Here is a 14,914-nt window from a genome sequence, read left to right on the forward strand (position 1 = left end):
GCTCTCGCTCAATTATGCTTTTCCTTTGCTATCAGGCGGATGCACAAAAGGAAAGGCCGGGCGAAACCCGGCCTTACCAATTTTTTCTGATGCGCAGGCTTAGAAGCGCGCGGTCAGGTCAATACCCCATGTGCTGGGCTCTTCAATGCCCGTGATGGGCGCACCGAAGGTATCAACAGCAAGACCACCTGCACCACCACGGTAGCGGTTGGCAAAAATGTTGCGCGCAAACACGGAAACGCTGAGATCATCGTCCGGGTTTGACCAGCTGATCCGCGCGTTGGTGAAGTTACGAGCTTCGCCGGTTTCCCACGTCACGCTGCCCCATGTCACCGTCCCACAAGAGCCATCTGCGATACATTCCCCGTTTTCACGGCGTGCGCTTGTGTAGCTGTGGTCTGCATGGAGGGTGATCGAGCCCGCCGTATCGCTGAGTGCAAAGGTATAATCACCACCGAAGGATACACGTGTTGAAGGTTCGCCTGTGGGGTCGCCTTCAGCAGATTTGCCGCAACTCTCAGTGCAGGTAATGTCCTGATAGCCACCGTTCGCGAAGAACCGCAGGCCCGCAACAGGTGCCCACAGCAGTTCCACGTCGATACCTTTACCCGATACATCCTGGTTTTGGGTCACATAGCGCGGCACGCTTGAGGCATCGACCTCCACAAGACGGATCGACTGTTTGTCGTTATATTTATACTTCCAGCCCGCAATGTTGAACCTGACGCGGTTATCAAACCACTGGGATTTGAGGCCGGCTTCAACGTTCCAGACCTTCTCATTATCGAAGTAGCTGTTGATTTCTACACTGTTGAAACCACCGGCTTTGTAGCCGCGCGCGTAGGACGCATAGAGCATGGCGTCGTCTGTGATGCGGTAATCAAGCGCAATGCGGGGGCTGAAGTTATCCCAGCTTTCTTCTCTCGTGAGCGGAACACCCTCAAGGCCCCCAACGTCAAAGACAATATCGCCCGACGCTGTTGGGCCCACAAAAGCCTGGAAGATGCTTGTGAGCAACTGCTGCTGGATATCAGCCAGGTTGCCAATGCCAGGGATTTCAAGCCTTGCACTGCCGGAAATTTCCCGGCGGTCGTTGAACCACTCCCATGATTTCTTGTCCTTGGTGTAACGGGCACCGGCGTTGATGTTGAACCGGTCGGTCACCGCGAAGGTCACGTCCGCGAAAGCAGCATAGGCCTTGAAGGTGCCCTCACCATACATGGTTTCTGTCCATGTGCGGCCGCTCATGGTCGTCAGACCAAGATTGGCAATCTCTTCCAGAGAGAGACCGGGCAAGCCTGGATCGATACAGTTAAGCGGCAGGCTGTTGAAACCGATAAAACCGCCAAGGCTGTCAAGGAACCGGCTTTCGCACGTGTTGATACCATCAAGCGGGTTAAAGCTCGCCGCCAGCACACCCGGCGTGACACCAAGGTTATAGAGCACAGTGTCGATCGAATCCGTGGTGGCGTGGGTTTCGGACCGCTGTTTTGCATTTTCCCAATAATAGCTGAGGCCTGCGGTCCATGTCAGGGCGCCAGAGACACCGTTAAGTCGCAGTTCCTGATAGAAATGCTCGTTCTCTTCCACGTTGTTAGTGTCAAAATAGAAATCAGGGTCGGCTGTGCCGTCCTCTTCTTCCAGATTGTTGGTGGAGAACTTCTTGAACGCGGACAGGGACGTCAGTGTCGCCCAGCCAAAATCATGCGTAACATTGAGCGTGAAGGCGTCCAGATCGCGGTTTTCTTCACCGTTTGCCACATCGCTCGCGATCGGGCCCAAGGGGTCCGCACCACCAACGCTTGAAGCATCACGGAAGAAGTTCCAGTCTGCATTCGGGTTTGAAGGCGTATAGCCAAAGGCGCCAAAACCGCCATAGATAGCCCCGAGCGGTATACCGTAGAGCACATCAAGCGGGGTGTCTTTGGTGATGGGCAGGCCAAGAAGTGGTGCTACGCCCGCGAGAAAATCACCATGCCCCGGCAGGTCACCCACCGTTTCAGCGCCAACGGGCGCCCGCAGGCTACCGTCTGAAACGCCGATCTGCGGTTCATCCTCATCCTGTTCCGTATGATCAAATTCATACGCCAGATTGACAGTTGTCCGGTCTGATGGCTCCCACCGGAACTGCAAGCGGCCGGTGACGTTTTCTTCACGGCCATAATCATCGCCCGTGACAGCGTCTTTCACATACCCGTCCTGCTTGTTGATCAGGAAGTTGGCCCGCATGGCGACAGTGTCCGTCAGTGGCAGGTTAAGCATGCCGTCAAACTGCTGCTTGTCGAACCGGCCGTACCTGAGCCGCACTTGCGCCTCGGTTTCACCGATCACCGGCTTGCGGGTGATGACAGAGATGGCCCCCGCCGCTGTGTTACGACCAAACAATGTGCCTTGCGGGCCTTTCAGCACTTCAACACGCTCGATATCCGAGAAGAAGATGATGCCCGCACCGGAACGAGAGGCATAAACACCGTCGATAAACACACCAACGGCCGGGTCTGTCCCAACACCAAAATCACTGGTCTGAACGCCGCGCAGGCGGAAGCTCGGCTGCGTCACACCGCTGATTTCAAGGCCGGGCGTATAGGTTGAAATATCACGCAGGTCTTCCGCGCCGACATTTTGAAGAAAATCGCCTGAAAAGGCGTTAAGCGTGATGGGTACATCCTGAGCGGACTGCTCGCGCTTTTGCGCGGTGATGGTAATTTCCTCAAGCGAGAACATGTCCTCGCTGGTTTCGTCTTGTGCGTTTGCGGGTGCTGCTAGACCACACACGACCCCAACGCTGACACCAAGCATCAAGGTCTTCTTAAAACGTTTAGTACACATATGGGCTCCCCTCCCTTTCGAGCAGTGGTCTGGCTGCCACCGCGTTTACGACCCCAAACGGCAGTTCGCCCATTGCCTTGTTTGGCAACGGGCACATGCCGCCTCAAAATGTCACTACGCAACTATCACTCAATACTGTTAATCCATTCTTTCAACAGGTTAATACCTTCTTCATGCACAGTGGTTCGGCCCACTTCCGGCATCATGACGCCGGGATCGGTGGACTTAAGCCTGTGGATCAAGATCGATTGCTCGGGCTTGCCGGGCATAATGTCATAGTCAAACCCGCCAGAGCCACGGCCCGCCGCCACGGGGCGCTTTTTATATCCCCATGCGGTTTTGTTATCTTCTGCCCAGGTGAGGAACAGGCCGGATGTTGACGCTGGCCCTTCAAGCCGGTGGCAATGCGCGCAGTTGATATCAAGATAGGCGCGGGCGCGGGCGTTCAGGTCCGCGCTTTCATCATCCATCGCTGGTACTTTTGGCGCATCCTCATGTGCTGGTGCGCCCGTGAGGATTCCCGCTTCACTCCAATATGCAAGCTGGTTGGCTGCGCCGCCCTCATAAGGGTAGGTTTTGTTGAGGTTTCTGGCCTTCGGGCCAATGGGTGTGAATTCTTTATTGAACGTGTGGCAGCCTTTGCACTGGTTCTTGTTCGGCACCACATAATTGGTTTGCCGAGAAGCACCCGCTTTATCGGTCCACGCAACGGGAAGCGTTTTCCCCGCCACCTTCAAAACACCGTCCTGCTTTTCTTCGTCCCAAACATAAGCCCAGGCGTTCCAGCCCTTTTCCTGATGGATCAGAAGGCGGGTCTCGATAATGCGGACGCTTTTGGATGGCTCACGGAAGTCAGCCGGGTAGGCAAAGGTTTTGATCAGTGTGGTGCCAACAGGGAACTCAAAGGCTTCAGCGTCATTATAAACGGCCTTCTGGCCCTTTGGCACATAAACAAAACGGTATTTGTGCGCATAGTCGGTAAACAGAGGGGTGATAAGATCGTAGGGCACCACCCCCTCTGCCGGGGCCTGATGCACAGCATCAGAAAACAGACCATATTCAGATAATAGTTTAGCGGGCCGCGCGCTCATGAGCGCGGCATCATTGACCTCTGCACCCGCCGGTACAGCCGTGATTACGACAAGCGAACAAAGGCCAAAAACAAGCTTACTCAAAACACGTCTGAACAATGGCAGCTCTCCTTATCTCCTGTTTTAAACGTGCCGCTTATTGTTCCTGCGGCAGGCTAATCGGCTCGCGGGAGGGGAAAGAGCCATCATAGTTTTTGATATCCGTGTCAGGTGACGCCCCCCACGGCAGCACCATATCTTTCACGAACTGCAGGTTGGCAAAAGTGGTGCCTTCTGGCTCGCGGATATAAATTGCCTGATCATCATCCGGGCCAAAGAAGGCCGCCCAGACACCGTCAACCGCACCGTCCCACACAATTTGGGGGACCGGCATGCCGGTAGCAGGTGCAATCAGGTCCTTGACCGCACCATCTGGGTTATAACCTGCGCGCCCGTGTTTGTTGTCGTGCACATAGATAGCGCGCGGCAGCGGATTATAGGTCGGGTCATTATATTCGCGCGGGTATGCGGCCAACAGGATGTTGGTTGAAGCATTTTCGCTGAGCTCATTGTCAAAAATTTCAATCTCACGGTTCGCCATCACCATGATGCCGGTGCCCATGGGAACGGTTGCGATGATGTTGCCGGGGGGCGCGAAATTTGGTGTGTCATTCGCCACAACCGTGTTGCCAAACACCCGCACCGAATGCCCGCCCATTTGCGGCAGGTTGGGAAGGTCAAACACCAATATGCCGCCTGTGTTGTGGGTGGCGACATTATTATAAACATCTGCGCGGTAGCTGTTCTCGATTTCGATACCAGCCACATTCAATTCCGCGCGGCTGTTGCGCACGATGATGTCCTGGCTTTGACCAACATAGATGCCTGCGTCAGAGCAGCCTTTCACGACAGCGCCGTCGATCAGGACATTTTTGGATTCGACCGGATAAAGGCCATAAGCCCCGTTTTCAGGGTGTGGCCCGCGGGTCCATTCAACCCGCACATTAATGAAGGAGATCTGGTCTACGCCTTTGGCTTTAATGCCGTCGCCGGGCGTATCCTCAACCGCAAGCGCTTCAACGCGCACGCCGTCAGAGGTAATAAGAAGGCCTTCGGAACCGCTGATCTGGTTCTTAAACGACAGTACCGTCTCATTCATACCCGCACCGCGAATGGTCACATTCGGCACATCAAGGGAAAGTGCGTTTGTCAGCTCATAAAATCCGGCCTTCAGCTCAATAGTGCTGCCCGGTTCTGCCAGGATAAGAGCTTCCTGCAGCGCTTCCTGAACATTCTCACCCGGCTCGATTTCGATAACCTGCTGCGAGAATGCCGGCGCGCCAGCCGTGCCAAATGCGAGCACAAAAAATGCGATAATCAGTTTCTTCATTGTTTCCCCCTAAGGCTTCCGCCCTGGATATCCATCACTCATCCATCAATGGAATCCATTAATTTCAGTATTGATCATGCGCTCATCATAATCGTTCGTCAAGAAAAAGTGAAATTCTTTCATTTTCTCATTATTGGACTATGGTGGCATATGAAGCTAAGAATAAAACCGTACCCGGGTTGCTGGAGCCTTCGTGAAACCGAGAACACCTAAAAAGCTGCCTACGCAGGCACGCGCGATTGAGCGCCGCGACAAGATTTTGTCTGCGGCGGAAGCTTTGTTGCTGGAAGGTGGGCCACAGTCTGTAACCACGACCACAATCGCACAAGCCGCCGAAATTCCTGTCGGTTCGATCTACCAGTATTTCGAAGATAAAGACGATGTGATCTCAACGCTTTATGACACCGCCTATGGCGAGGTGGAAGGCGAGGTCGTCACCGTTATGGTTGGCATCGAGCACGGGCTGGGTTTCAAGGAAACACATGAACGACTGGTCCGTGCCTTTTGGCAAGCCGCGCGTGCCCACAAAACTTTTCGTCCGCTCACACGCTGGGCCAACAGCCAACGGTCCCTTTGGGATGCAACACCCGGCCCTGAAAGCAGCCTTGGGCAACTGGTTATCAAAACGCTTGAGATCGCAGGTGTCACATTGCCCGATGACCGGCGCGAAGCGATGCTGCGCACCATTGTCACCACACTTTCTGTGTTGATCGACCAGGCGATTGAGGAAGATGATGAGGACACCGCAGAAACGCTGATTCTGGAAATGGCGCGGATGCTCTCCCTCTACGTCGGCTGATAAAAAAGCCGCGCAACCCTGGTACAGGCAACGCGGCTCCCATTAGAATTTAGCTTAAAACCCAGCCTATTCCGTCAGGTCATCCCAAAGGTCCTTGACCTTGGAGAAGAAACCTTCCGAGCGCGGTGAAACACTGTCACCACCTTCAGCGGCAAACTCTTCCATCAACTCGCGCTGGCGTTTGGACAAGTTGGTCGGCGTTTCCACCACAGTTTCAATGATCATATCACCCGTGAAACCACCATTCAGCTCTGGCATGCCTTTGCCGCGAAGGCGGAACTGGCGGCCACTTTGCGTGCCGTCCGGCACCTTGATGCGGGCGCGTTTGCCTTCAATGGTTGGCACCTCGATGTCACCACCAAGCGTGGCTGTCGACATCGGGATAGGCACCTGACAATAGAGCATGTCACCGTCCCGCTTGAAGAGCGGGTGTGGTCGGATGGAGAGGAAGATATAGAGGTCACCGGGCGGTGCACCACGCGAGCCAGCTTCACCTTCGCCTGCAAGACGAATACGGGTGCCTTCTTCAACCCCTTGCGGGATTTTAACCTGAAGTGTTTTTTCCTTGCGAACACGACCAGCACCTGAGCACGACCGGCAAGGGTTCAGGATCACACTGCCGTTGCCGTGGCATTTAGGGCAGGTGCGTTCCACCATGAAAAAGCCCTGGCTTGCCCGAACCTTACCCGCACCACCACAGGTGTCACACACCTCGGGTTTGGAGCCAGGTTCAGCGCCTGAGCCACTACAAGGTTCACACGGAACCGAAGTGGGCACGCGGATCTGATCGGTTTTGCCCCGGTAAGCGTCCTCGAGGTTGATTTCCATATTGAAGCGCAGGTCATTACCGCGCCCGGCTGCGGCACCACCGCCACGGCGCCTGCGGCCACCGCCGCCCATGAAATCGCCAAAAAACTCTTCAAAGACATCTGAAAAATCAAAACCTGCGCCGCCATGACCACCGCGGCCACCGCCGCCCATGCCATGCTCAAATGCTGCATGGCCGTACCGGTCATAAGCCGCACGCTTTTCCGGGTCTTTGAGGACGTCATAAGCCTCGCCGATTTCCTTGAATTTCTTCTCGGCTTCGGCATCACCCGGATTTTTGTCCGGGTGGTATTGCATCGCCTGCTTACGAAACGCCTTTTTCAGCGTTGTTTCGTCAGCGTCTTTGCCAACACCTAAAAGCTCGTAATAATCTTGTTTCGACATAAACGGCTCCCCGCGCTTTTTGCCCCGTCATACCAAAACCTAGCATCGCGCTTGGCTTAAAATGGTACGCCGCCCGCCACAGTCTTGTGGGAGGCGGCGCCCAAATTGGTATGGCGTCAGGCAGCCATCTTATTTCTTGTCGTTTTCTTCGACTTCTTCAAAGTCTGCGTCCACAATGTCGTCATCGCCTTCTTCCGCAGCTTTCGCTGCAGCGTCAGCCTGCTCTGCGTCGGACGCGCCTTCTTCCTGGCCAGCTTTGTAGATCTGCTCACCAAGTTTCATGGTTGCCTGTGCAAGCACTTCGGTTTTCTGCTTGATCTCATCGGGCTCATCACCTTCAAGGGCAGATTTCAGCTCGGTCACAGCGGCCTCAATCGCGGCTTTGTCTGTATCCGTAACTTTGTCCTTGTGCTCTTCAAGGTTTTTCTCAGCCGAATGGATCAGTGCTTCAGCCTGGTTTTTGGCTTCAACAAGTTCCTTGCGCTTCTTGTCTGCGTCAGCGTTAGCTTCCGCATCCTTGACCATCTGCTCGATATCAGCATCGGAGAGACCACCAGATGCCTGAATGCGGATCTGCTGCTCTTTGCCGGTGCCTTTATCTTTTGCAGACACGTTTACGATACCGTTCGCGTCAATATCAAAGGCCACCTCAATTTGCGGTACACCGCGCGGGGCGGACGGGATACCCACAAGGTCAAACTGACCAAGGAGCTTGTTATCCGCCGCCATTTCGCGTTCGCCCTGGAAGACACGGATGGTTACCGCACCCTGGTTGTCTTCCGCCGTTGAGAAGACCTGAGCCTTCTTGGTCGGGATTGTAGTGTTCCGCTCGATCAGGCGTGTGAACACACCGCCAAGTGTCTCAATACCGAGTGACAGCGGGGTTACGTCAAGAAGCAGAACATCTTTCACGTCGCCTTGCAGAACACCAGCCTGAATTGCAGCACCCATGGCTACCACTTCATCAGGGTTCACACCCTTATGTGGTTCGCGGCCAAAGAACTCTTTCACCACTTCCTGGATCTTCGGCATCCGGGTCTGACCACCAACAAGCACAACGTCGTCGATCTCGCCAGCAGAGAGGCCCGCATCCTTAAGCGCTTTTTTACAAGGCTCAAGCGTGCGCTTCACCAGATCTTCCACAAGGCTTTCAAGCTTCGCACGTGTCAGTTTGATCTGAAGGTGTTTCGGGCCGGAAGCATCTGCGGTGATGAACGGCAGGTTCACTTCAGTTTGTGTTGAAGAGGAAAGCTCGATCTTGGCTTTCTCTGCAGCTTCCTTCAGGCGCTGAAGCGCCATGCGGTCGCCTTTGAGGTCGATGCCGTTCTCTTTTTTGAACTCTTCGGCCAGATAATCAACAAGGCGCATGTCAAAGTCTTCACCACCGAGGAAGGTGTCCCCGTTTGTGGATTTCACTTCAAACACACCGTCACCGATTTCAAGCACGGATACGTCAAACGTACCACCGCCAAGGTCAAACACTGCAATCGTGTGGCCTTCTTCTTTTTCAAGGCCGTAAGCAAGCGCTGCTGCGGTTGGTTCGTTGATGATACGCAGAACCTCAAGGCCCGCGATCTTGCCGGCGTCTTTTGTCGCCTGGCGCTGCGCATCGTTGAAATATGCAGGCACCGTGATCACAGCCTGGTCAACGTCTTCGCCGAGGTAGCTTTCTGCGGTTTCCTTCATTTTTTGAAGGATCATCGCGGAAACCTGGCTTGGGGAGTATTTCTCACCCTTGGCTTCTACCCATGCGTCGCCGTTGTCGGCTTTCACGATATTGTAAGGCACCATGCCTTTATCTTTTTGCGTGGTTGGGTCATCAAATGTGCGGCCAATCAGGCGCTTGATGGCAAAAAGAGTGTCTGTGGCATTTGTTACGGCCTGGCGTTTTGCAGCCTGGCCAACAAGGCGTTCGCCACCGTCGGTGAAACCCACGATAGACGGCGTGGTACGCGCGCCTTCAGAGTTTTCAATAACTTTTGGTTTGGACCCGTCCATAATGGATACGCAGGAGTTTGTCGTACCCAGATCGATACCGATTACTTTACCCATATTACCTTTTCCCTTCGTCAAGCCGACTGCTTGGGCCCAGATGGCACCCGTTTCACAGCCTCTTTGGGTTCATGTTTTTTGTTCCATCGCGTCTGGCCAAAACGTCCGGCTTTCAGCGTCTTTCTGCGCCTATATAGGGTCGGGAGCATAGGGCCGCAAGGGTATGTTGTGATAAATTTTGTAAGTTTTTCACAGGTTAAAAGTCTTTTAAGCATACAGCGTTGATGCTTGATAAGAGGAATGTGATCTCGTGATAAGCGAAACAAAGATTGAAAACGAAAGCCTTCTGGCTAAACTCGCCACCGGATATAGATCACAAAAACCAATAATAATGCCGACAGCAAAGGGCGGGAAACCAATGACGGAAGACACCAAGGAATTGGCCGGAGAGGCCAAGAAACCTGCCAAGAATGAAGCTGCCGTGCTTCTGAAAGATCTCGGGGTTATCGTTCTTTTTTATCTGGTGTTCACCACCTTCGGCTGGGGCAGCTTCCATATACCAAGCGGCAGCATGGAACCTACACTTGAGGTGGGAGACCGTATTTTTGTCTCCAAACTTTCCTACGGTTACAATCGGTTCTCCTTTAATTTTGACCCAAGCTTTATTCCCGAGAGCCGCCTGTTTGATGACGCGCCTGAACGCGGCGATGTCGCTGTGTTCACACTGCCGCACCGCAACCACAATGATTTCATCAAACGCGTGATCGGCCTGCCGGGCGACACCATCCAGCTGAAAGGCGGCCGCCTTTACATTAATGGTGACCTTGTACAACGCACTTTCATCCGCGATGTGAACTATACGGACTATAGTGGCCATGAGCGTCGGGTGAAGGAATATGAAGAAACACTGCCCGGCGGCGTGAAACACCGCATTTATGAGCGCACCGACCGCGCGCCCTATGACAACACCTCGCTTTATGTAGTGCCACAGGGGCATTATTTCATGATGGGGGACAACCGGGACGGCTCAGCTGACAGTCGGGAGCTGGGCAATATGGGTTTTGTGAAACACGCTTACCTTGTTGGCCGCGCTGATGTCACCACCTTCAGCCTTTATGACTGCGACCAGGGCAAGGAGATCACCTGCCCCATCGGTGTCCCGCTCGGGCGCTTCTTCACCCTCATAAAATAGGGTTGCAGCCGCTTTGGCTACAACCCCTTTTGCTGCCCCACATGGGGCCCAGTTATTTGATGAAATGCAGCGCGCAGACCTTGTTGCCGCTTGGGTCACGCAGGTAGGCAAGATACAATTTTTTGCCACCGCCTTCGCGAATGCCCGGTGGGTCTTCAATTGCCGTGCCGCCATGAGCAAGGCCCGCTGCGTGCCAGGCATCGACCATTTCCGGACTTGAGGCCGCAAAACCGAGTGTGCTGCCATTGCCACAAGTGGCCGGTTGGCCGTCAATAGGTTTGGAAAGTGAAAAAACACCGGTTTTCTCATAATAGAAACAACGGCCCTTCTCATCCACAAGGCCCGGCCGATGGCCCAATACTTCCATCACTGCGTCGTAAAACTTCTTGGACTCGGCGACATCTTCCGCCCCGAGCATGACATGACTGAACATTCCCAGCCCCTCTTCTCAAATGAACTTATTCTGCTTTTCATGAAGTAAGGTTATCGGGCTTTTGGTCAATGTGCCTTGCCCCAATGCCCGTGCTAACTGTTCCAGACCGGATTTTCGAGCTTGGCAATAAAAGCCGCGTGGATCGCACGCTCTTCCTCGCTCACCGGAAAGCTGCGTTTCTCCCGCACTTTTTTCTCGCGCACCGCAAGCCCGCTGTCGTTATCAACCGCGAGATCAAGCCCCGCCTGTCTGCCGCCCAGGAGCTCAATATAAACATCGGCCAAAATCTCGGCATCCAAGAGCGCACCGTGAAGCGTACGGTGACCGTTTGACACACCAAACCGTTTGCATAGGGCATCAAGTGAGTTGGCCGCACCGGGGAATTTATTACGCGCTATCGCCAGCGTATCGATAAAACGTTTCGCGTGAACAATGGGGCGGCCTGCGTTCTCCAGCTCCCAGTTGATGAAGCGCATATCAAACTCGGCGTTGTGAGCCACAAGCTTGCTATCGTCACCGATAAACTCGAGAAACTCGTCCATGATCTCAGAGAACACGGGCTTGTCGCGCAGGAAATCCGTGGTCAGGCCGTGTACCTTCACCGCAGCCTCAGGCACGTCGCGTTCCGGGTTGACAAATTGGTGGTAGTGACGACCGGTGAGGTTTCTATCCACCATTTCAACAAGGCCAATTTCGATAAGCCGGTCACCGCTCAGGGGGTCAAAACCCGTGGTCTCCGTATCGAAAATCAGCTCACGCATACTCATGCCCATCTCTCCAGTTCATCAACTATTTTCTTAACCGCCCCGAACGCGTGATCTAGGCCTTTGCTGGTGTCTATCACATAATCAGCGCCGTCGCGCTTCACTTTATCTGGTGTTTGTTTGCCAAGGATATCGTCAAATTTTTCAGCTGTCATGCCGGGGCGGGCCAGTACGCGTTCGCGCTGAACCTCCGAGGGCGCAGATACCACCACCACCTTGTCACAAGCCTTATAGCCGCCGGTTTCAAACAGAAGCGGTATATCAAGCACAACAAATTTTGCGCCCGCTTTTTCAGCCTCGTTAAAAAAAGCCGCACGCTCTTCAGCCACCATGGGGTGAATGATGTTTTCCAGCTTTTTTCGCGCGGCGTCATCTTTGAAAACACGTTCGCCAAGTTTTGCACGGTCAAGCACACCGTCTTCTATCACGCCGGGGAAAGCCGCTTCTATATGAGGGATGGCGCGCCCACCTTTCGCCTGCAAGGCATGCACTGCGGCATCCGCATCAAACACAGGTACACCAAGCGTTTGAAACATCTTCGCCGTCTCAGACTTTCCCATGCCGATAGAACCGGTGAGCCCAATGATCTTCATCGAAACACCGCCTCCAGCCGTTCTTTAAGCACATCATCATACTCAGGCATGATATCAAACCATATCTTGAACGCCGCTGCCGCCTGATAGACCAGCATGCCAAGCCCGGTCACCGTTCTGAGCCCACGCTCCGCCGCTTCATTCAAGAGCGGTGTGATAAGCGGTTGGTATACAATGTCATACACAACGGTGTCTTTGCCTGCGCGGGAAAGGTCAACATCAAGGGCAGGGTTGCCGTGCATACCAAGAACCGTGGTGTTTACGATAAGGCCCGATGATGCCGCCGCCTCATGCCTGCTGTTCCAGTCGATCACGACCATACGGCCCCGGCCAACCTCCGCCGCCACCGTTTCCGCCTTTTCACGCGTGCGGTTTGAGATCATCACAAAAGGCAGGTCCTCGTTCAAAAGACCAAGAGCCGCCGCCCGCGCGGCACCACCCGCGCCAAGCACAAGTGCTGGTTTGTCTTTCGGCCAGGACGCGACAGATTTCTGCAGGTTTGCCACAAGGCCAATGCCGTCGGTATTAAAACCTGTGATAACGCCGTTTTCATCAATTTTGACAGTGTTCACCGCCCCCATGAGGCGAGCAAGCGGCGCTACTTTATCAAGGTGTGGGATAATCATTTCCTTATGAGGGACCGTGATATTGAACCCCACATATCCTTCCATTTTCATTTTATTGATAGCGCTTCCCAGATCATCGGGGGCAACAGGCATTTTCTCATAAACACCGTCCACACCATGAGTGGCCATCCAGTGACTGTGAATAACCGGCGATAGTGTATGGGTAAGCGGCCAGCCAATCACCGCAGCTTTATGGGGGTTACTCATAAGGGAAGCACCTCTCTTCGGCGCAGATAGTCAAGCACAGGCAACAAGGGCAAGCCAAGCACGGTGAAAAAGTCACCGTCAACACGGGTGAAAAGCTGAGCGCCCTGGCCCTCCAGCTGATACGCGCCCGCCGACCATAAAGCCGCGTCACCAATATCATCAAGGTAACTATCAATAAATGCATCGCTCAAGGTGCGCATGGTCAGCTTCACGCTATCAAGTGCGCGCCACACCGCCTCACCGCCCTGATAAATCACAGCAGCAGAGACCAGCTCATGCGTGCCACCAGCAAGCGCCATCAGCGTTTTTTTGGCGTCCTCGCGGGTGCTGGCTTTTGAAAACAGCACGCCGTCTTTCGATATCACCTGATCAGACCCGAGAATGAGAGCACCTGGGTGCATAAAGGAAACCGAGCGCGCTTTCATATCCGCGAGCGCATCGGCGATATCCCGTGGGGACGCGCCGTCCGCCAACAGGGCAGCCTTGATCGCGTCTTCATCCACAGCGGGTTTGATGCTTTTAAAGCGCACTCCGGCGTCAGCCAACATCTTCACGCGGGTCTCACTGCCAGACGCAAGGATGAGCTCAGGCACGTCAGCTCTTACGCCGTCAGTCCCTGCCATTTCGGGCTTCCATCTCTTTGTCTATCCACTGGTTATAGCGGTTGAGGATTGCTGCCGCTGTTTCTTCAATGGAGCGGCGTGTTACATCAATGGTAGGCCAGCCGCGCTGGGTACAATATTTGCGGCATTCTTTTATCTCTTCCTGAATGTGGGAGATATCAGTGTAATCACCTTCTTCATCCTGATTGATGGACCGAAGGCGGTTGGTGCGAATGGCAACAAGGCGCTCAGCACTTGTGGTCAAGCCAATAACAAATTTGCCCCTGATTTCATCCAACTCCCGCGGCATCGGGCAACCGGGCACAAACGGCACGTTGATGGTTTTATAGCCCTTGTTCGCAAGATAAATACTGGTGGGTGTTTTGGACGATCGCGACACACCCACAAGGATGATGTCAGCCTGCGGCATATCCTGAGTTAGTTGCCCGTCATCATGCGCCATGGTGAACTGAAGCGCGTCAATCCGTTCAAAATAATGCGCGTCCAGCTTATGCTGCCGCCCCGGTTTGTGCGACGCCTGCACGCCAAAATAAGAACCAAGCAGATTGATCACCGGATCAAGGATAGACAGCACCGGCAGGCTTGCTTCCATCGCGTCGCGCTCAAGCGCCTCGCGGATCTGCACATTCACCAGTGTATACATGATAAGGCCCGGCTGTTCGCGAATGTCTTCCATCAGCCGCGTCATTTGCATGGCAGAGCGGACAAGCGGCCAATAATGTTTTTTAACATTCACCCCTTCAAACTGCACAAGTGCGGCCTGAACTATGGCTTCAAGCGTTTCACCGGTGGAATCTGACACCAGATGCAGGTGAAACTCGTCATCGGGTTTTTGTGGCATATGTGCCCCTTTGTGCCGGCTGATAATTGTATGAAAGCCCTTGGGATTACCCTGTGGATAACTGGAGGATGAACCGGTTGAGAAAAAGCCTACGGCGTTTAACCCCAATTTGTGAAGTGTTTGTTAGCGAAAGTTTTCTTATTGCCCACAGGCGAAGTTTAGGAGGATAACCTGGCGCCTAAAACACTATATTTTGATGTTTTCCCCGTTTTCCACAGGGTATTTTCACAAGTGATTACAGTAATATTACACTTTATTCCCGTACCTTACCCACAAAAGACAGGTAAAAATGCCGCACATGCATTGCTTGTGCACAAGATTGTGGATAAATGGTTTTCCACAT

Annotated in this window: 13 protein-coding genes; 2 read left to right on the forward strand and 11 right to left on the reverse strand. The window is 53.8% G+C overall.

The features are described 5' to 3' along the window. Positions 1-99: 99 nt before the first annotated feature. The 3 genes from ACOOGA_RS09950 to ACOOGA_RS09960 all read right to left on the reverse strand — a co-directional run bounded on the left by ACOOGA_RS09950 (position 100) and on the right by ACOOGA_RS09960 (position 5,289). Positions 100-2,829, reverse strand: a complete 2,730-nt coding sequence (locus tag ACOOGA_RS09950) for a TonB-dependent receptor (RefSeq protein WP_417459396.1) — start codon at positions 2,827-2,829, stop codon at positions 100-102. Positions 2,830-2,954: 125 nt separating this feature from the next. Further along, positions 2,955-4,004: an SO2930 family diheme c-type cytochrome gene (locus tag ACOOGA_RS09955; RefSeq protein WP_420428586.1), complete on the reverse strand. Its 1,050-nt coding sequence runs from the start codon at positions 4,002-4,004 to the stop codon at positions 2,955-2,957. Between the two features lie 52 nt (positions 4,005-4,056). After that, complete coding sequence (locus tag ACOOGA_RS09960) at positions 4,057-5,289, reverse strand: parallel beta-helix domain-containing protein (protein WP_417459398.1); 1,233 nt, start codon at positions 5,287-5,289, stop codon at positions 4,057-4,059. 193 nt (positions 5,290-5,482) lie between these two features. On the opposite strand from ACOOGA_RS09960, the gene ACOOGA_RS09965 reads away from it, so the two are divergent. Next, complete coding sequence (locus ACOOGA_RS09965) at positions 5,483-6,088, forward strand: TetR/AcrR family transcriptional regulator (RefSeq protein ID WP_417459399.1); 606 nt, start codon at positions 5,483-5,485, stop codon at positions 6,086-6,088. 66 nt (positions 6,089-6,154) lie between these two features. On the opposite strand, the gene dnaJ is transcribed toward ACOOGA_RS09965, so the two are convergent. Next, positions 6,155-7,300: a molecular chaperone DnaJ gene (gene dnaJ / locus ACOOGA_RS09970; RefSeq protein ID WP_417459400.1), complete on the reverse strand. Its 1,146-nt coding sequence runs from the start codon at positions 7,298-7,300 to the stop codon at positions 6,155-6,157. A gap of 129 nt (positions 7,301-7,429) precedes the next feature. Further along, positions 7,430-9,352, reverse strand: coding sequence for a molecular chaperone DnaK (dnaK, locus tag ACOOGA_RS09975; RefSeq protein WP_417459401.1), 1,923 nt, complete (start codon positions 9,350-9,352; stop codon positions 7,430-7,432). Between the two features lie 331 nt (positions 9,353-9,683). Here dnaK and lepB point away from each other — a divergent pair, with 331 nt between their 5' ends. Continuing rightward, positions 9,684-10,484 (forward strand): signal peptidase I, encoded by an 801-nt coding sequence (gene lepB / locus ACOOGA_RS09980; RefSeq protein ID WP_420428588.1) that lies wholly within the window; start codon positions 9,684-9,686, stop codon positions 10,482-10,484. Positions 10,485-10,536: 52 nt separating this feature from the next. Here lepB and ACOOGA_RS09985 read toward each other — a convergent pair whose 3' ends face one another. The 6 genes from ACOOGA_RS09985 to ACOOGA_RS10010 all read right to left on the reverse strand — a co-directional run bounded on the left by ACOOGA_RS09985 (position 10,537) and on the right by ACOOGA_RS10010 (position 14,571). Continuing rightward, positions 10,537-10,917: a VOC family protein gene (locus ACOOGA_RS09985; protein WP_417459403.1), complete on the reverse strand. Its 381-nt coding sequence runs from the start codon at positions 10,915-10,917 to the stop codon at positions 10,537-10,539. Between the two features lie 92 nt (positions 10,918-11,009). Then, positions 11,010-11,678 (reverse strand): DNA polymerase III subunit epsilon, encoded by a 669-nt coding sequence (dnaQ, locus tag ACOOGA_RS09990; protein ID WP_417460072.1) that lies wholly within the window; start codon positions 11,676-11,678, stop codon positions 11,010-11,012. 2 nt (positions 11,679-11,680) lie between these two features. Continuing rightward, positions 11,681-12,274 carry a dephospho-CoA kinase gene (gene coaE / locus ACOOGA_RS09995; protein ID WP_417459404.1) on the reverse strand — a complete coding sequence of 198 codons (594 nt, stop codon included), beginning with the start codon at positions 12,272-12,274 and terminating at the stop codon, positions 11,681-11,683. Then, on the reverse strand, positions 12,271-13,107 hold the full coding sequence (locus tag ACOOGA_RS10000) for a shikimate dehydrogenase (protein ID WP_420428590.1): 837 nt from the start codon (positions 13,105-13,107) through the stop codon (positions 12,271-12,273). Before ACOOGA_RS10000 ends, coaE begins: the two co-directional genes overlap by 4 nt. Beyond that, complete coding sequence (locus ACOOGA_RS10005) at positions 13,104-13,730, reverse strand: Maf family protein (RefSeq protein ID WP_417459406.1); 627 nt, start codon at positions 13,728-13,730, stop codon at positions 13,104-13,106. Before ACOOGA_RS10005 ends, ACOOGA_RS10000 begins: the two co-directional genes overlap by 4 nt. Continuing rightward, positions 13,717-14,571 (reverse strand): pyruvate, water dikinase regulatory protein, encoded by an 855-nt coding sequence (locus tag ACOOGA_RS10010; protein ID WP_417459407.1) that lies wholly within the window; start codon positions 14,569-14,571, stop codon positions 13,717-13,719. The genes ACOOGA_RS10005 and ACOOGA_RS10010 overlap by 14 nt, the downstream gene beginning before the upstream one ends. Between the last annotated feature and the right edge of the window lie 343 nt (positions 14,572-14,914).

This window comes from Kordiimonas sp., from assembly GCF_965216265.1.
Lineage (GTDB): Bacteria > Pseudomonadota > Alphaproteobacteria > Sphingomonadales > Kordiimonadaceae > Kordiimonas.